16 protein-coding genes are annotated in these 17697 nt (G+C 36.8%); 3 read left to right on the forward strand and 13 right to left on the reverse strand.

Features of this window, described 5'->3' with window-relative positions; all coding sequences use genetic code 11:
- Window positions 1-113 precede the first annotated feature (113 nt).
- Together P20429_RS01265 and P20429_RS01260 are read left to right on the forward strand one after the other, a co-directional pair.
- Window positions 114-1340 carry a SufS family cysteine desulfurase gene (locus P20429_RS01265; RefSeq protein WP_007586877.1) on the forward strand — a complete coding sequence of 409 codons (1227 nt, stop codon included), beginning with the start codon at window positions 114-116 and terminating at the stop codon, window positions 1338-1340.
- Between the two features lie 33 nt (window positions 1341-1373).
- Entirely contained in the window at window positions 1374-1790 is a 417-nt protein-coding gene (locus tag P20429_RS01260) for a SufE family protein (protein WP_007586879.1), read from the forward strand.
- Between the two features lie 6 nt (window positions 1791-1796).
- On the opposite strand, the gene tcdA is transcribed toward P20429_RS01260, so the two are convergent.
- The 7 genes from tcdA to P20429_RS01225 are packed head-to-tail and all read right to left on the reverse strand — an operon-like array spanning window position 1797 to window position 8925.
- Entirely contained in the window at window positions 1797-2594 is a 798-nt protein-coding gene (gene tcdA / locus P20429_RS01255; protein WP_007586881.1) for a tRNA cyclic N6-threonylcarbamoyladenosine(37) synthase TcdA, read from the reverse strand.
- Window positions 2595-3275 (reverse strand): TIGR01621 family pseudouridine synthase, encoded by a 681-nt coding sequence (locus P20429_RS01250; RefSeq protein ID WP_007586883.1) that lies wholly within the window; start codon window positions 3273-3275, stop codon window positions 2595-2597.
- Window positions 3272-4033 carry a 3-deoxy-manno-octulosonate cytidylyltransferase gene (kdsB, locus tag P20429_RS01245; protein WP_007586885.1) on the reverse strand — a complete coding sequence of 254 codons (762 nt, stop codon included), beginning with the start codon at window positions 4031-4033 and terminating at the stop codon, window positions 3272-3274. The genes P20429_RS01250 and kdsB overlap by 4 nt, the downstream gene beginning before the upstream one ends.
- Window positions 4021-4218, reverse strand: coding sequence for a Trm112 family protein (locus P20429_RS01240; RefSeq protein ID WP_002961789.1), 198 nt, complete (start codon window positions 4216-4218; stop codon window positions 4021-4023). The genes kdsB and P20429_RS01240 overlap by 13 nt, the downstream gene beginning before the upstream one ends.
- Window positions 4208-5188 carry a tetraacyldisaccharide 4'-kinase gene (gene lpxK, locus P20429_RS01235; protein ID WP_007586888.1) on the reverse strand — a complete coding sequence of 327 codons (981 nt, stop codon included), beginning with the start codon at window positions 5186-5188 and terminating at the stop codon, window positions 4208-4210. The genes P20429_RS01240 and lpxK overlap by 11 nt, the downstream gene beginning before the upstream one ends.
- The gene (gene msbA / locus P20429_RS01230; protein ID WP_033027175.1) at window positions 5185-6930 is read right to left on the reverse strand and encodes a lipid A export permease/ATP-binding protein MsbA; all 1746 of its coding nucleotides are present in this window, start codon (window positions 6928-6930) and stop codon (window positions 5185-5187) included. The genes lpxK and msbA overlap by 4 nt, the downstream gene beginning before the upstream one ends.
- A gap of 60 nt (window positions 6931-6990) precedes the next feature.
- The gene (locus P20429_RS01225) at window positions 6991-8925 is read right to left on the reverse strand and encodes a DNA internalization-related competence protein ComEC/Rec2 (protein ID WP_007586891.1); all 1935 of its coding nucleotides are present in this window, start codon (window positions 8923-8925) and stop codon (window positions 6991-6993) included.
- A 313-nt stretch (window positions 8926-9238) separates the two neighbouring features.
- On the opposite strand from P20429_RS01225, the gene P20429_RS01220 reads away from it, so the two are divergent.
- On the forward strand, window positions 9239-9745 hold the full coding sequence (locus P20429_RS01220) for a DUF2062 domain-containing protein (RefSeq protein ID WP_007586895.1): 507 nt from the start codon (window positions 9239-9241) through the stop codon (window positions 9743-9745).
- Between the two features lie 119 nt (window positions 9746-9864).
- On the opposite strand, the gene P20429_RS01215 is transcribed toward P20429_RS01220, so the two are convergent.
- The 6 genes from P20429_RS01215 to pyrD form a co-directional block, all read right to left on the reverse strand.
- Entirely contained in the window at window positions 9865-11622 is a 1758-nt protein-coding gene (locus P20429_RS01215) for a DUF3466 family protein (protein ID WP_007586896.1), read from the reverse strand.
- A gap of 11 nt (window positions 11623-11633) precedes the next feature.
- Window positions 11634-13547, reverse strand: a complete 1914-nt coding sequence (locus P20429_RS01210; RefSeq protein ID WP_007586897.1) for an ABC transporter ATP-binding protein — start codon at window positions 13545-13547, stop codon at window positions 11634-11636.
- 15 nt (window positions 13548-13562) lie between these two features.
- Window positions 13563-13802 (reverse strand): glutaredoxin family protein, encoded by a 240-nt coding sequence (locus P20429_RS01205; RefSeq protein ID WP_007586898.1) that lies wholly within the window; start codon window positions 13800-13802, stop codon window positions 13563-13565.
- Complete coding sequence (rlmKL, locus tag P20429_RS01200; protein ID WP_007586899.1) at window positions 13795-15912, reverse strand: bifunctional 23S rRNA (guanine(2069)-N(7))-methyltransferase RlmK/23S rRNA (guanine(2445)-N(2))-methyltransferase RlmL; 2118 nt, start codon at window positions 15910-15912, stop codon at window positions 13795-13797. The genes P20429_RS01205 and rlmKL overlap by 8 nt, the downstream gene beginning before the upstream one ends.
- A gap of 91 nt (window positions 15913-16003) precedes the next feature.
- Window positions 16004-16534 (reverse strand): cell division protein ZapC, encoded by a 531-nt coding sequence (locus P20429_RS01195; protein WP_007586900.1) that lies wholly within the window; start codon window positions 16532-16534, stop codon window positions 16004-16006.
- A 117-nt stretch (window positions 16535-16651) separates the two neighbouring features.
- A complete protein-coding gene (gene pyrD / locus P20429_RS01190; RefSeq protein WP_007586901.1) occupies window positions 16652-17662 on the reverse strand; it encodes a quinone-dependent dihydroorotate dehydrogenase in 1011 nt (336 codons plus the stop codon).
- Window positions 17663-17697 lie beyond the last annotated feature (35 nt).

Raw genomic sequence — 17697 nt, forward strand, 5'->3', positions numbered from 1 at the left:
AACGTTGGTTAGTTTAAAAAGGCCGCATTTTGCGGCCTTTTTTATTAACAACACTTGAGAATTATCATAAACCGATTACAATTCCTGCCTTAAAAACACTATGTAGATGAGCCATGCTTGCTTTAAAGTTTGATATAAATAAAATTAGAAACGACTTCCCAACATTAAATCAAACAATAAACGGCTGCCCGCTTGTTTATTTAGACTCAGCAGCAACCTCACAAAAGCCTCAATCAGTTATAGATACAATTACTGAATTCTATACGTTTCAAAACGCTAATGTACACCGTGGACGCCATACGCTTAGCGAGCAAGCAACTTATTCATATGAACAAGTACGGGATAAAACTGCACAGTATTTCAATGTATTTAGTAAAGAGATTGTATGGACTAAAGGCGCTACAGAAGCCATTAACTTGGTCGCTAACGGATTAAAAAAGCGCTTAAATGAAAGTCATACCATAATGATATCTCCGCTTGAGCATCATGCAAACATAGTGCCTTGGCAAATAGTGAGTCAACAAACGGGTGCTAAATTAATAGCGCTTCCACTAAATAAAAATGGCACGCTGAACACTAAAGAATGCTGTGAATTTATAAAAGAAACAAAACCTGCCCTATTAGCTATTACACAAGCATCTAACACACTGGGTAATATCACCCATTTAAAACCACTAATTAGAGCTGCAAAAGACGTCAATTCTCTTGTTTTAGTCGATGGTGCACAAGGTGCACTGCATTTAAAACCCGATTTACGTGAATTAAACTGTGACTTTTATGTCTGCTCAAGCCATAAAATGCTCGGCCCAACAGGATTAGGTGTGCTTTATGGTCGATATGAGCAATTAAATACCCTTGAGATTTACCAATCAGGTGGGGAAATGATCGATAAAGTGTACTTAACTCACAGTACTTATCGTCCTGCGCCTGCAAAATTTGAAACTGGAACACCAAATATCTCTGGAGTTTTAGGCTTTGGTGCCGCATTAGACTATTTAAATGAATTAGATCACGCAAAAATTCAGCAATATGAGCAAAAATTGTTTAGTTATGCAGCTCAAAAATTGGTAAAGGTTGATGGTATTACAATATACAGCAACCTATCTGACAATATTGGTACACTCTGTTTCAACTTAAATGATGAACATCCTTATGATTTGGCAACTTTACTTGACGGGTACGGGGTTGCAGTAAGGAGTGGACACCATTGTACACAGCCATTAATGACACATTTAGGGCTTAATGGAACGCTAAGAGCGAGCTTTTGTTTTTATAATACCTATGAAGATGTAGATATATTCATTGATTCACTTAAAAAATGTATCGCTTTACTGGACTAAACGTCACTTTAATAGAATTAATTAGGATAACTCATGACAAATACGTTTAACAAAGTCACAGAATCTATAAAAAATGCGCCCGCTTGGCAGCAAAAATATCGTGAGATAATGCTTTTAGGAAAAACTTTACCTGTTTTAGCTGATGTTTTGAAAACTGATGATGCACTTGTACCTGGCTGTGAAAGCAAAGTATGGATGTTTGTTGAATTTGATTTAACAGAAAATACACTTGTTGTAATTGGTGACTCAGATACACGTATAGTAAAAGGATTATTAGCCATTATTTTAGCGCTTTACAATGGCCTCACACCAGAGCAAGTAGTGAATAAAAATGCGTATGAAGAATTTGAAAAGCTCGGCCTTATAAGCCACTTAAGCGCATCACGTGGTAATGGTATTAAAGCCATGGTTGATAAAATACAAACCATGGCACAACAAAAGCTTAGTTAGCAAAAACTAAGCTTGCGAGCGTTGTTTTTTATCTAGATATTTACGCACCGCTTTTGCCGCAACAAAAAAGCCAAAGCTTCCTGTGATCATAGTCACAGATCCAAAACCATTATTACAATCCATATTCATCGAGCCATCAGCACTTTGCTTTGCATGACATACACTGCCATCGCTTCCTGGGTAAACCAGTTGCTCTGTTGAGTAAACACAATCAATATTAAACTTACGTTTAGGATTATTACTAAAATTATACTGCTTACGCAAAATATAACGTACTTTTGCAAGCAATGGGTCTTGCGTAGTTTTAGCTACATCACCAAAAGTTATTTGGCTAGGATCTGTTTGCCCGCCAGCACCACCAGTTGTAATTATAGGTAGTTTATTACGTTTACAGTGAGCAATTAATGCTGCTTTTTCTTTAACTGCATCAATACAATCAATCACATAATCAAAACCTTGAATATGCTCTTGAATATTATCAAGCGTAATAAAGTCATCTATTACATTAACTTGGCACTGTGGATTAATAAGCTCGCAGCGCACTTTCATTGCATCTACTTTAGCTCGACCAATAGTGCCCGTTAACGCATGAATTTGTCTATTGACGTTAGTCGCGCAAATATCATCCAAATCAATCAATGTTATTTTACCAACACCAGTACGTGCAAGTGCTTCTGCTGTCCAGCTCCCTACACCACCAATCCCTACTACACAAAAATGTGCTTCTTGAAGCCAATCAAACTGTTGATGACCATATAAACGTTTAATACCACCAAAACGTATATCTGTAACTTTTTCGCTCATTTACCAATCCAGTTGCCATGGCGATTGCCATGCTTGAAAATCTTGATGTTTAATTAACGCCAAATACTCATCACCATTATCGGGTAATAAAGTTAGCTGTATTTGTTCACCTTGCCATAAAAAGCTCAATGCATATCCATGTAAATAGGTACGATTTGATGGCGTGCCTGAATACATTGCATCGCCTAAAATAGCAGAGCCAATACTTTTTAGTGCCACTCTTAATTGATGCGTCTTTCCTGAATAAGGCTTTAAAATATACCCTCTAAATCCCGGCTTATAACTTAGCGAATAAAATCGGGTGATTGCAGGGTTAAGCTTACTCGTTAGTAACTTAAACGAGCCACGGCGAGATTTAGCCATATCGCCTTTGATCCACCCCTGCTTCTTTTTTGGTTTAGCGTCACTAATCGCTAAATAAAATTTAGCAATCGCATGCTCAGTAAACATAACAGTAAAGCTGGCCGCAGCGGCTTTGTTTCGCGCTAAAATAATCAGCCCTGATGTCACTTTATCTAAACGATGAACGGCATAAAGCTTTTGCGATAATTGTTGTTCGGCTAACACAACAAAGCCGGGGCCATCTTCTGAATGAAAATTAAGACCCGCTGGCTTTTCTAAAATATAAAAATCGTTATGTGTATAAACAACGTTTAATATCTTACTTACTTGCTCACTCACACGTTTTTACTTTTAATATGCGCTATCACTTTAGCTAAGTCATCGGGCGTATCGACACCTGCATGAGGGGCTATTTGAGCTTGCTCTATTTTGATTTTATAACCATGATACAACACACGTAACTGCTCAAGCGATTCAAGTAGCTCAAGTGGCGATACGCTCAATTCTATATATTGTTTAATAAAACCCGCTCTGTACGCATAAATACCTACGTGGCGCTGAAATGGCGCTAAATTAAGAGCACTGCTGTCATTCATCATTGTGCTTCTATCAAACGGAATACTTGCACGAGAAAAATACAGCGCATTTTTATTGATATCGCTAACCACTTTAACGGCATTAGGATTAAATACTTCATCACGCTCTTCAATAGCAACACTTAACGTTGCCATTGGTGCTGTTGAATCACTTAATAGTGCAGCAACTTGGGATACATTTTCTGGCGCAAGTAAGGGCTCATCGCCTTGTACATTAACCACAATTGTATTGCTGTCGAGTTCAAGTAAATCAACTACTTCGGCTAAACGCTCAGTACCCGATTGGTGATCTTCGCGAGTCATTACAACATCACTAGTAAATAAACGTACTGCATCAAACACTTTTTGATGATCGGTTGCTATAACCACTTTACTTGCACCTGATAAACATGCTTTTTCGTAAACATGTTGAACCATTGGCTTACCGCAAATATCAGCAAGCGGCTTACCAGGTAGTCGGGTTGATGCAAAACGTGCAGGAATTACAACTACGAATTCCACTTTTCAACCTCTTCTAAAGATAACTCACGTGCTTCGTTTTCAAGCAATACTGGAATATCATCTTGAACGGGGTAAGCAAGCTTAGCTGCAGTACTAATTAGTTCGTTGTTTTCTCTATCAAAGCGTAATTTACCCTTACAAACTGGGCAGGCAATTATCTCGAGTAATTTTGTATCAAAGGCCATTGAGTATTCCTTTTTCTTTTAATAATGAATTTAATGTGTTTATTACGCTATCGGAAGGCTCTGCATCTACAGGTAAATAATACCAATTAGGTTTTGCAAAGGACTTACATTTAACCGCGTCTTTTTCGGTCATTATAATGCAATCATCACCAAACTGAATAAAATCATCTGCTGTATAAGCATAATGATCTCTAAAATGATGAGTCGACAATAGCTTAATATTTTGTGCTTCTAATGAGTCTTCAAACCGTTTAGGGTTCCCAATTGCACTTATTGCATGTGCGTGAGTTACCGTATGTTTTGCATCATCACCTGAATTAACTAAGCGAAGGTTACTTACTTGCAGCACATAGCTATTATTAGCCTCACCGCCATTTTCAATTACTATATCAACACTTTGTAAGCGTTTAGTTGTTTCGCGTAGTGGCCCTGCGGGCATAACAAAACCATTACCAAAGCGGCGTTCACTATCAACAATACAACACTCAATGCTACGAGGCATTTTATAATGCTGCATCCCATCATCAGAAATAATGACATCTAGCGTATAATTTTTTTCTAATAAATCGATATTATGCTGTCTATTAGGGCCAACTGCTATTGGGCACTTTAAACGATGGTATAAAAGCACAGGCTCATCTCCAGCCTGTTGGGCGTCAACAACTGAAGTGACTAACAGCGGGTAATTATCTGATTGCCCACCATAACCTCTACTAATAATACCCACTGATAAACCTTGCTCGGTCAAATACTCATACAACCACAAAACAAAAGGTGTTTTACCATTGCCGCCTACGCTTATATTGCCGACTACAATAACAGGCGTTTTGCACTCAAAAGGTTTAAGTATTTTAGCGCTGTACAAGAGTTTTCGAAATGACGATACAACCCAAAACAAAGCACTTAATGGTAATAACAGTAAAGTAATTAGACCAAATGGTTTATACCAGCTTTGCTCTATTTTGCTCACGCCTGATCACCAAACTGCATTTTGCAAAGTGCTGAATAAGTACCGTCATTTGCTAATAAGCTACTATGATCGCCACTTTCTATCACACGACCGTTATCAATAACATAAATTCGGTCACTGTTTTCAATAGTAGATAAGCGATGTGCTATAACAATAGAGGTTTTATCTTTCATTAGCGTTTCTAACGCTTGCTGAATAAGCTTTTCTGATTCGGTATCAAGTGCTGATGTTGCCTCATCTAAAATCAAAATAGGTGCATCTTTTAATATTGCACGCGCTATCGCTATTCGCTGGCGTTGACCACCTGAGAGCATTACCCCATTTTCGCCTACCATGGTGTTTAATTGCTCTGGCAAGTCTTTAACAAATTCCCACACGTGCGCTTGTTTGGCAACTTGTTCTAACTCTTCAACAGACACATCGTGCTTTATGCCATAACAAATATTGTTAGCAATCGTGTCGTTAAATAACACAACCTGCTGAGAGACTAAAGCAAATTGGCGACGCAGATCAGTTAATTTATAGTCCTGCAGTGCTATGCCATCAAGTAAAATTTCACTCGGTAACTCTAAGTCATAGTAGCGTGGTAACAAGTTAGAAATTGTCGACTTACCTGAGCCTGAGCGCCCAACTAAAGCAATACTTTCACCCGCCTCAATCGTTAGCGACAAATCGTTTAATACGGCTTCATCTTTCGTTGGGTACTTAAAGGTTACGTTCTTAACTTCAATTAAACCTTTAACTTTATCAACCGAAACAGTGCCTGTATCTTTTTCCATTTCTTCGTCTAAAACTAAAAATATACTTTGCGCTGCAGAGATACCACGTTGCATATCACTATTCACATTGGCAAGTTGTTTTAGCGGGCGAAGTAACATCATCATTGAGGCAATTAATGCCATGAAGTCACCAGATGTAATCGTATCAATCATTGATGGCAACGACACCGCCCACAAAATAACTGCCATGGCACTTGCCGCTAAAATTTGAATTATAGACACACTAAGCGCTTTAGTTGCGTCCATTTTGATACGTTGCTGACGATTATGATTATTAATTTTCGAGAAGTGATTAATCTCTTGATCTTGACCACCAAAACCATGAATAACTTTATGCCCGCTCAGCATTTGTTCTGAGCTACGGGTAACTTGCCCCATGGCAGATTGAATGTTTTTAGAAATGTGGCGAAAACGTTTAGAGACGACGGCGACAATAATAGCAACAAGTGGGATGATCACTAAAAATATCAGTGATAGTTGCCAACTGGTATAGAACATTACCGCAAGTAAAAATACAACAAATGCCCCTTCACGTACAACTATTAGCAAGGCTTTAGTAATCGCTTGTTGAACCTGTTCTGTATCAAATGTGATTTTTGAAATTAAATCGCCTGTTGAGTTTTTGTCATGAAAAGAAACGGGTAAGTGCAGTATGTGCTCAAATAACTCTTGGCGTAAAGAACGTACAACTTGGGAGCCTACATAACTTAAGCAGTAAGAAGACATAAAGTTAAAAACACCACGCCCTAGAACTAACGCGATAACGACAAAAGGAGCGTACTTTAAAACTTCTGTATTACGCTGGTTCAAACCTTGATCAATAAACGGCTTCATTAATTGAATAAATAAAGCATCCATTGCTGAATAGCCTATCATCCCAATAATTGCGACAAATGCGACGCTTTTGTAGGTGCCAACATATGAGACAAGACGTTTATAAATTTGTGTAGTACTTTGATCCATAACACTCTCTAAATACAGTAACAATCTGTATTGTATCCTCCGATGAGATAAAACTAAACGTCAATCTTTGATAAACCAGTAACTTTCATGCCCTCTTGCTGTTTCTATAGACAAATTCTTTGCATAAAATTTAATACTAATTTGCCCTTCAACGCCTGTCGTAAATTGCTGAGCGTTTATTTGGTTATAACGTTCGACGACAAGAGGCTTGGGGAATTCCCATTGCCCTTTATAGGCACTTGAATGAATGACTACTTGGGGAGCAACGTTATTTATAAAATTAACACTTGATGATGTATCGCTACCATGATGCGGGCTTAACATTACTGTACTTTTCAACGATTTATTATCCGCTAATAGCGATGCTTCACGCGCCTTTGATATATCACCGGTAAGTAACACGCTATGAGTATTGTCTGATACCCTAACAACGCATGAATCATCATTTTCATTTCCAAACCCTTTTGTACTAAAGCTTTGTACTTTTAATCCAGCAAAATCAATGTTTATGACTTCACATACATTATGTGTATTTTTAGGATGAAATTGTTGTAATGTTTCACCAAAGCCAGCATCTAAGAAATGTTGTAATCCTCCAGCGTGATCATTATCTTCATGACTTAGAATCGCCGTTTTCACTGTTAAATTATTTGCTTTAATATAAGGCAATAAAATACTTCGCGTACGGCTAAAGCGATTGAAATAACTGGGGCCAAAATCATAAATAAGCACTTGTTTATCTTTTTCAATTAATGCCATAAGTCCATGCCCAACATCAAATACATGTAGTTGCCACTTAGACTTTTCTGTTAGCCAATAATTTAATAAAAGCGTTATTGCTGGAATAAAAGCGAGCCATTTATAAGGAAGAAAATAAACCATCAACATAATAATATAAGTAAAAACGACAAATATTGAGTCAATTCTGCCAGTCGTTATCCACCTTAACGATTCTGGTATTTCATTAAGCAATTTAAATAGCGCATATAAGCCTGTATCAAACAGGTTTATTAAAATACTTATATCTAAGAAAATACTCAGTAATGTAAAAACAATTAAAAAAGGTAAGATAATGATTGAAAGCAGCGGTATAGCAATTAAGTTTATTATCAAACCTGCAATACTTACCCCATTAAAAAAATAGAGTGAAAGTGGCAATAAACCAATAAATAACGCTATTTGAATAACAAACAGTGAAATAACTTTGTTTTTTATGCGAGTGTTTAATATTGGTAATTTATTAATAACTGTAAAAATGATAGCAACCGCTAAAAATGAAAAGTAGAGACCTGGATTGAGTAAATTAAATGGGTTAACAATAAGAACAATAACCAAGGCAAATAAAATGCTCCGCCAACGCAGCGGCTGCTTAGCAAGAAAATACAATAATAAATAACAACCCAGCATGATAAGCGCTCGCGTTGCCGATACTAAAAAGTCACTTAAGTACACATAAACCAAGGCTACTAAAAATCCGCATGAACTGTAATAAAGAGTCAGGTTGAATGATTGCCCGATCGAAGAATTAATTTTTTCAAAAATGAATCGAGTAAATAGATAACCGAAGCTAAAAATCAAACCAATATGTAACCCCGATATAGCAAGTAAATGACTTAGCCCAAGAGATTGCATTAATTGTTTATCAGCGTAGCTCATCAAAGATTTTTCACCGCTAAGCAATGCATAATAGAGCCACTGTAATTTTGTATCCGTATAAGTGTTTTTAAGGAAGTGCTGATAATCTAAAATTATGCTTTGTTTGTCGCTATTTATAATATTAAGATTTTTATTAAGCACTTTACCTTTAAATAATATTCTACTTATAAAAGCATAACGTTCATTATCAAATACATTAAAATTTTTATTACTACGAAAATGTTTTAAATGAATTAAAGCAGAAAATTCATCACCTACTATTAAAGGCTGTGCAGAATTAACACTGAGCATTGCTTTGGGTGCTCTAAAATCCGAAAAATTACTCCCTTCTAATGCCACTATTTTAACTTTAATATATTGAGGTTTTTTTGTCAGAAATAACCTCTTCAACAATTAATGTAGAATCAAGTGCATACTTTTCATCCGGTTTTGGTATTTCAAAACTATAAAAAACGTAAAAATGCAGACCAACGAAGCAAATTGCACAAATAAAGCCTAACAATACATTTAAAAACGGCTTAAAATAAGCGCTCACTATAACAATGAAAATTGTAAATACTGTAAATTCGAGAGTTTGATAATAAAATACGGTTGCTATACAGCCAATTACAAACCCAAGACTTATCCACACTGATGTAAATGGTTGCTTTAAATGGCTAAAAAAACGATCCAAAGATTTTTACCTGATCCAAATAAAATTAGACATCATAAATCACTAAGAATATTTGGACGCCTTTTACAAGACGCAAATCTTTGGCATTTAAATAGACGTTCTGCTCGAGGTGCATTTGCAGTCGGGTTATTTTTTGCTTTCATCCCTGTTCCTTTTCAAATGGTTTTAGCAGCAGCCGGCGCTATATTATTTAGAGTTAATTTACCTATCTCAGTAGCATTAGTATGGCTTACAAACCCTCTAACTATGCCACCTATTTTTTATGGCTCATACTTAGTGGGTACATTAATACTTAATCAGCCTGAGCAACACTTTGTATTTGAAGCTAGTTGGTCTTGGTTTCTAGAGAGCATAGAAACTATTGGCCCTGCATTTTTACTAGGTTCGTTAGTATGTGCTTCTATTGCATCAATTATCGGCTATTTTGGTATTGATATTATTTGGCGCCGCTCTGTTAAAAAAGCATGGTTATCGCGAAATAATTAGTAGCGTTAAAGCTAAATAATAATTATAAGATTCATGGCAATCCTAATCTTATAAAATATTATAGACGAAAAAAAACCAACTTTATTAAGTTGGTTTTTTATAATCAATATTAGTAAACTTTAAAAGCGAAATATACGTCTTAAGCCAACTAATGGTAATAGCAATAATGTATACCAAGGAAAGCTAGCAGAGTTACGTTCATAAACCTCTGCTTCTACTGGAGCACAGTTTTCTACTTCACCGTTTGCAATTGGCGTTAACTTAACTGCAACTGCAATACTTTCGTATTCAATTTCACCATTGATATCAGTTACAACACCGCCTAAAGAATCAAGTTTTTCAACTGTCTTAGTCGCAGTACCAAATATTTCATTATTTTCATTAATAGCTGTTGCTTCGGCCATTGAGTAAGCGTAGTCAGTTTCGCCATCAGTGTCATAACAAGGCAGTAAATCATTTAGATTAGTGATTTTGTCTTCACCAATTTTGTAAATAAAGGCTTCTTTAAGTCGTGAGCTATCAGAAACACCTACTTCCCCTTCGCCTACAATATATCCTTGATTATTTATATCGTTGCCATAAGAACTTGAGCTTGAAAAATAATCAGTTGGGAAAACTGTATTACCCGTTTCGATGTCATGATAAAAGAATTTACTTCTTCTTGAACCTTCAATAAATTTAACTGCATTACCTGTAATGACGTCGTTATCATTTATTGCTACTGAACTACCAGAAATCCAATCATCTGCTTGGTCTATAAAATCGGTTACAGCCCCATCTTTAAAATAGACTGGCATTGTAATTATAGCATCATCATTTTTGTAATAACGTGTATTAGAAGAGCCTACAATTGTACCGTTGTTATTCACTGCTAAAGCAGTACTTGTAAATGCGTCATCTTCCGTTTCACCTTCATCAGGTGTCAGTGCCATACCAAGCTCTTCAACAGACGTGATATTAAGTGATTCATCAAGTTCCCATTTAACAGCGCGCTTATTAAATAAGCCTCGTGTAATATTTGTATTTAACAAGTTGATACATACTGACGTAGGTTCGTCTTCATTATCACAGTTATCATCAATATTATCTTGTCTGTCATCTGGAATGCTTGTAGACATATTACCTACAACGGTATAACCACTGTTAGTTTTAACAATATCGTTAGCGCGGCTTGTGCCACCGTATTCATTAAACTCAGGCTCTAACTCAACACTTACACTGCCATCAGCGCTTATTACAATTCCACGTTCTATAAATTCATGAGTAAACCACGTTTCTGCATCATCTTCGCCATCAGGTGTAAAAGATACTTTATCGTATGGGGCACTACCCCAACCGACTGTAACGCCATCTTCACTTACTGCATTTAAAAGATTGATAGTAGAACGAGTTAATCCATCATAATCAACAGAAGCTATATCAAAAATCGGTTGTTCAGTAATCTCTGATTCGTTAAATTTAATCCCAACTAAAGAACTCATTTTTTGATATTCAAAGTTAGACGGAATTCCTAAATTCGAATTTGCCAAAAAACTAACCATAAAAGCGTGAGCATCAGGATTAGTGCTTACGGCATCATTATTTTCAATGTCATCAAGTGTGAAAGTAATTTCTTTATCACTTAATTCATATGCTGCTTCTGTGCTGTCGTAAGCACTTTCAATAACATTTTCAGTAAAATCTATATAGCTGGTATCAATAGGTAAATTGTATAAACCATTTGCGAAACCAATAATATGCCCGCTTTCGCTTACATCTGTTACATAAGAATATTTGGCGTCTTCAAGAGTCTCTAATTCACTTAACTGGTACGTCGCACTTGTTGCTGAAGTGCTTAATGTCGCTAAAATACTGGCAGCGAGTAATTTATATTTCATTTTAGTCCTTACTACTGATTCTGTAATTCTTCAAGTTCTTCCCAGCGCTCAAGCGCAGCTTCAAGGTCAGACTCAAGTTGTGCCAAATGGTTCAATGCTTTAGTTGTTACATCACTCTCTTGTTTAAAAAAGTCTGAGTCACTAACTACAGCTTGTTGAGCTTCAATTTCAGCTTCTAGTTTTTCCATTTTATTCGGTAGTTGCTCTAATTCAAGTTTTAATTTGTAAGAGAGTTTATTTGTTTTAGCTGCAGGTTTAGCAACTGGAGCGACTACTTTTTCAACTTTTTTTACTAGTTGCTGCGGCGTTTTTTTTTCTTGTTCAGCTAAATAGTTAACGTAAGCCTCATAGTCGCTATAGCCACCTACAATATCTGTAACTTTACCGTTACCTTCAAACGCCCATACACTTGAACATGTATTATCAATAAATTCACGGTCATGGCTTACAATCAGCACTGTACCTTGATATTGATTAATGATGTCCTCTAGTAACTCTAACGTTTCAATGTCTAAGTCATTTGTTGGCTCATCGAGAACAAGGATATTAGACGGCTTTAAAAACAATTTAGCTAATAGTAATCTGTTTTTTTCACCACCAGAGAGTGCTTTAACAGGGGTTCGAGCACGTGCTGGCGGGAATAAAAAGTCTTGTAAATAACCTAAAACATGGCGTGAACGACCGCCCATCATTACTTCTTGTTTACCTTCGGCGACGTTATCTTGAACTGTTGCTTCTTCATCAAGCTTTTCACGATATTGGTCAAAGTAAGCAAATTCTAAATTAACACCTTGCTTAGTTATGCCGCTATCTGGTTCTAAATCACCAAACATTAGTTTTAACAGTGTTGTTTTACCAATACCATTTGGGCCTACTAGACCGATTCTGTCACCGCGCATTACCAGTGTAGAAAAATCATCCGCAATAACTTTGTCTTTAAATGCATGACAAAGATGTTGAGCTTCAAATACTAACTTACCAGAGCGATCTGCTGTTTCAATATTGAAATCAGTTTTACCTACTTGATCCACACGTTGCTTACGCTCTGTACGAAGCTGCTTTAACTCACGAACTCGCCCTTCGTTACGCGTTCTTCGCGCTTTAACACCTTGTCGGATCCACGTTTCTTCTTCTGCTAAACGCTTATCAAACAATGCATTTTGCGCTTCTTCTACTTTTAAATCATGGGCTTTTTGCTCTAAGTACGTAGCGTAATCACCAGGGTACGAAATAAGCTTACCACGGTCTAAATCTAAAATACGCGTAGCAACAGCGCGAATAAACGCACGGTCATGCGATATAAATACGATTCCGCCTTTAAACTCTTTTAAAAATTGCTCAAGCCACATGACGCTTGCCATGTCTAAATGGTTTGTTGGCTCATCAAGTAATAATAAATCAGGCTCACTGACAAGTGCACGTGCAAGTGCTACTTTACGTAACCAACCACCAGAAAGAGACTCAAGTTTAGCTTCTGGCGTTAATTCTAATTGTGTTAGCACTAATTGAATTCGGCTATCAAAGCGCCAGCCATCGGCCGCTTCTAATTGATTTGATAAACGTTCAAGCTTGTTTAATAACTTATCAGTACACACTGTTTGCAACTCATTACTTACATGATGAAAATCAATTAGTAAGTTTGCAATCTCAGGCATACCTTGCGCAACGTAATCAAATACAGTGCCATTTGCGCCTTTTGGTGGATCTTGTTCTAAACGAGAAATTCTAATCCCGCCTAGCTGATTTATTTCACCATCATCTAATACAACTTCGCCATCAAGCACTTTTAATAGAGTTGACTTACCCGCGCCATTTCGACCAACAACACACACTCTTTCGCCACTTTCTATAACGGCATCTGCTTTGTTAAGCAAAGCATGCGTACCAAAAGCAAGTTGTGCTTTTAAAATTCTAATTAAATCCATAGTTCTTATTTGCTCTTATTCTGCTTGTGCTAAAAATTCGCGCACAGTGTGTAAAGTAAAAGGCCAAAATAATTGCTCGCCTTTTTCACTTTTTAATACAGGAATAGTAATTTGATACTCAGCTATAAGCTGCTCATCAGTCATAATATCGATTAGTAATAACTCACTCGTATTACTAAGTACCTCAGTGATAAGTTGCTCAGCTTGCTCGCACAAGTGGCAACCATCAGTGTGGTATAAAACCCATTTAGCCATGTGTAATTAACCAGCTATTATGGATTTTTTTATTACGTTTAAAGTCTGGTGATAACGTTTTATCTGAAATATTAATGGCTTTTAAACCTAAACCAATCAGACCAACTTCATCTATCACAAAACCACGTTTGTTATTAGAGAAAATTAAGGTACCTGATGGGCTTAAAATCTTTTTAACCCACGTTAATAATTTAATGTGATCGCTCTGTACATCAAACGCGTCTTTCATACGTTTTGAGTTTGAAAACGTTGGAGGATCTAAAAATATCAAATCATATTGTGCTGTCGCGTGCTCTAACCATTTTAAACAATCAGCTTGTTCAAAACGGTATCGTGTATTACTAATACCATTTAAATCAAAGTTATCTTGGCCCCATTTTAAGTAGGTCTTTGATAAATCGACTGTAGTAATGGCTTTAGCACCACCAAGAGCAGCATGTACAGAAGCTGTACCTGTGTATGCAAAAAGGTTTAAGAAACGTTTATCTTTAGCATTTTCTTGAATATAACGGCGCATTAAGCGATGGTCTAAAAACAAGCCTGTGTCTAAGTAGTCAAATAAATTAACTTTGAACTTAGCACCAAACTCTTCAACAACCATAGTACGGTTTTGTTTAGACATAGCGGTGTATTGATCTTCGCCCTTCTGCTTTTTACGTACTTTTACAGCAATGTTTTCAGGTGAAATCTCAAGCTGTTGAGCCGTTAAACTTATTACGTCTTGCAGGCGTTTTTCTGATGTTTTTTCATCAATTTCTTTAGGCGCTGCATATTCAAAAATTACAGCAGAGTCACCATAAATATCTACAGCAACATTGTATTCAGGGATATCCGCTTCATAGACGCGATAAGCATCTATTTTATTTTGTTTAAGCCAGTTTTTTAAGCCTTGTTTATTCTTTTTCAATCTATTTGCAAATGACGTTGACCCTTCAAAATTGAGTGCTTTTTTGTCATCTGTGGTCAAACTTACTTGCTTATCATCTAATTGATATAAGTTAAGTTCTACATCAAGCGGGCCATTTTTAAATTTATAACGCTTAAGGCGCACAAGTTTTAAAAGTTTAAATAAGCTCTCGTCCATACCCAATAAGGCAAGTTTCCAGTGATTGAAGTGCTTTTTAAAGCCAACGCCTAAATTACGGTGTAAATCAACAAGCTCAGCCATAGAGCCAATACGCTCACCATAAGGTAAGTTTGAAATTACAACACCCGGTAATTTTGCAACAGCTGTAAGCTTAGTTGCATCACTTTGCTTAAACTTAATCACGTCGTCAAGCTCTGCACGTTTAGCATTATCAATTGCTTTACTTAATACTTGCTCATCGTAATCGTGGCCAATTAACCACAATTTAGGATCAGTAATATTAGCGAGTAACTCTTCTTTAAGCTCTTTAAACTTAGCGGCTCTAAAACTGGGTAAACGCTCAAAAGCAAAACCTTCACGGAATAATCCTGGCGCTTCGTTTCGCGCCATACCGGCAGCTTCTATCAAAATAGTACCCGCACCACAACATGGATCGAATAAAGGCTGTTTTACATTTTCAAGCCAGCCACTTCGCTTAATTAATGCAGCAGCTAAGTGCTCTTTAATTGGCGCTTTACCTTGGCCTTGGCGGTAACCACGTTCTGACAAACGAGGACCTGAATAGTCAATATACATCGATACGCCGTAACGATTTAATCGTGCAACTACGCGCACGTTAGCATCTTGCTTATCAACGTTAGGACGTTGCTCGTATAAATCATTAAAATAGTCAACAATCGCATCTTTGATTACAAGACCCGAAAATTGCGTGTTTTTTAATGAGTCATTGGTACCGTTGAAGTCGACAGCGAATGTTTGCGTAGGTCCAAACCATTCTTGCCAAGGTTGCGAGCGCGCAAAATTATACAGGCTATTTTTGTCATCTACGCCTTCTTTTTCTTCAATAAGCATAAGCACACGCGTTGCAAAACGAGTTGATAAACAAACCTTTTGCGCAAGTAATGAGTCAGCCTCAAAACGAACAGAACCAACAGTTTGCTTAGACACGGTTGCGCCAAGTTCTGTTAGTTCATCAACCAATAAATTTTCGATTCCGATAGAAGTAAGTGCGATAAATTGCAAAGTAATAACCCTTAATAGCTAATTGCGCAGGATTATAACATAGGTTGGGCGACAAACACGCCATAAAGACACGCTTAAGGCTTAAATTTGGTTAGGCGGTTTGACTTTGATATTGCTGATTTAGAATGGGGTGTACTCGATTATTCAAAATACGGATTACTTCAAATTGCGCTAAAGATAAGTTTTCGTCTAATTTAAAGGTTTCACTTAAATTCAAACAAATAGATGCATCAGGACAATGCTCTACAATTAAAAAATCACCTGACTGCGCTTTAGATGTTAATTTTACTATTGCCTCTACGCTTGGCTCTGTCCCTGTGTATTCTTCAAAAAACCAACTTTTTGCTAAAACGGGTTTTAAGTGATACTTAACAGCAGTTGCATTTAATGATATTTGACAAATTTGAGCCGCAGACCACAATTCAAATCCATCCAGATAATTATAAACTTGTTCGTAAAATGCAGCATCTTCGAGACTAAAACGTGGATTTTTAAAAACAGAATCGGTGAGCTGTCTTAACTTATAAGGCGTGCATAATTGCATGTCGTCATTTAAATCAAGTAACAAACGATTTTTATCAGGACAAGTAATCCACTGCCATTGCTTTGATGCTTGTAACATTTACTCCTCCTTGGGTATATTGAATAATTATTGCTCAGAGTATAACCGCTTTTGACCACTTTTAAAATGTTTGCTTAGAACATTTAGCTAACGATCAAAAGCTTAGATAACTGATCCTTATAAGCCGTTAACGATCGACTTTACCAATTGTGGACCTTTGTAGATGAACCCAGTATAAACCTGAACTAAATTTGCGCCTGCATCTAACTTTTCTTTTGCAGATGTAGCATCATCAATACCGCCGACTCCGATGATTGGTAGCTTACCTTGTGTTAAGCGTTTTAGTTCACTTACTACCTCTGTAGAGCGCATTCTAACAGGGTGACCTGATAAACCGCCCGCCTCTTGTGCATATTGCTGCCCCATGACTGCGGCTCGTTCAAGCGTTGTGTTTGTGGCAATTACACCATCAATTTTATTATTTAAAAGTGATTCACTTACTTGCTCTATTTGTATTTGATCGAGATCCGGTGCAATTTTTACAAGCATAGGAACTTGCTTATTATGCTTTGCAATTAAATCTAACTGTTCATTTTTAAGACTTTGCAACAAATCGTCAAGTGCAGCACCATATTGTAAATCACGAAGCCCTGGGGTATTTGGTGATGAAATATTTACCGTAATGTATGAGGCATGCTCAAATACTTTACGCATACAATGAATATAGTCATCTTTACCTTGCTCGTTAGGTGTATCTTTATTTTTACCAATATTGATACCGAGTATGTCACTGTACTTTGCTGCTTTTACATTTTCGACTAAATTATCAACACCTTTATTATTAAAACCCATACGGTTAATAATTGCGTTTGACTCTGGAAGTCTAAAAATACGTGGCTTATCATTACCAACTTGAGGACGCGGTGTAACCGTTCCAACTTCAATAAAACCAAATCCCATTTGGCTAAATGCATCTATACATTCTGCATTTTTATCCAGGCCAGCGGCAAGCCCTACTGGGTTTTTAAATTCAAGACCTAAAAAGTTTACGGGTTTATCTGAAACACTTTGTGACCAAGCTATATTTAGAGGCGTATTAGCAAAACGACGAAGATTATTAAGTGCAAACTCATGCGCCCACTCCGCATCACGGGTAAACATAAAACGGCGAGCTAAATCATAAAACATCAATATAATCCTCTTTTTAAATTTCAGACAAAAAA

This window comes from Pseudoalteromonas sp. BSi20429 (assembly GCF_000238895.1).
Taxonomy (GTDB): domain Bacteria; phylum Pseudomonadota; class Gammaproteobacteria; order Enterobacterales; family Alteromonadaceae; genus Pseudoalteromonas; species Pseudoalteromonas arctica.

Bases quoted from the DNA above. Each gene is read 5' to 3' on its own strand.
- P20429_RS01215 (WP_007586896.1), bottom strand. From the start codon at position 11,622: ATGAAATATAAATTACTCGCTGCCAGTATTTTAGCGACATTAAGCACT.
- P20429_RS01240 (WP_002961789.1), bottom strand. From the start codon at position 4,218: ATGGCCTTTGATACAAAATTACTCGAGATAATTGCCTGCCCAGTTTGT.
- P20429_RS01265 (WP_007586877.1), top strand. From the start codon at position 114: ATGCTTGCTTTAAAGTTTGATATAAATAAAATTAGAAACGACTTCCCA.
- pyrD (WP_007586901.1), bottom strand. From the start codon at position 17,662: ATGTTTTATGATTTAGCTCGCCGTTTTATGTTTACCCGTGATGCGGAG.
- msbA (WP_033027175.1), bottom strand. From the start codon at position 6,930: ATGGATCAAAGTACTACACAAATTTATAAACGTCTTGTCTCATATGTT.
- P20429_RS01260 (WP_007586879.1), top strand. From the start codon at position 1,374: ATGACAAATACGTTTAACAAAGTCACAGAATCTATAAAAAATGCGCCC.
- P20429_RS01220 (WP_007586895.1), top strand. From the start codon at position 9,239: ATGGCTAAAAAAACGATCCAAAGATTTTTACCTGATCCAAATAAAATT.
- P20429_RS01210 (WP_007586897.1), bottom strand. From the start codon at position 13,547: ATGGATTTAATTAGAATTTTAAAAGCACAACTTGCTTTTGGTACGCAT.
- P20429_RS01195 (WP_007586900.1), bottom strand. From the start codon at position 16,534: ATGTTACAAGCATCAAAGCAATGGCAGTGGATTACTTGTCCTGATAAA.
- P20429_RS01205 (WP_007586898.1), bottom strand. From the start codon at position 13,802: ATGGCTAAATGGGTTTTATACCACACTGATGGTTGCCACTTGTGCGAG.
- tcdA (WP_007586881.1), bottom strand. From the start codon at position 2,594: ATGAGCGAAAAAGTTACAGATATACGTTTTGGTGGTATTAAACGTTTA.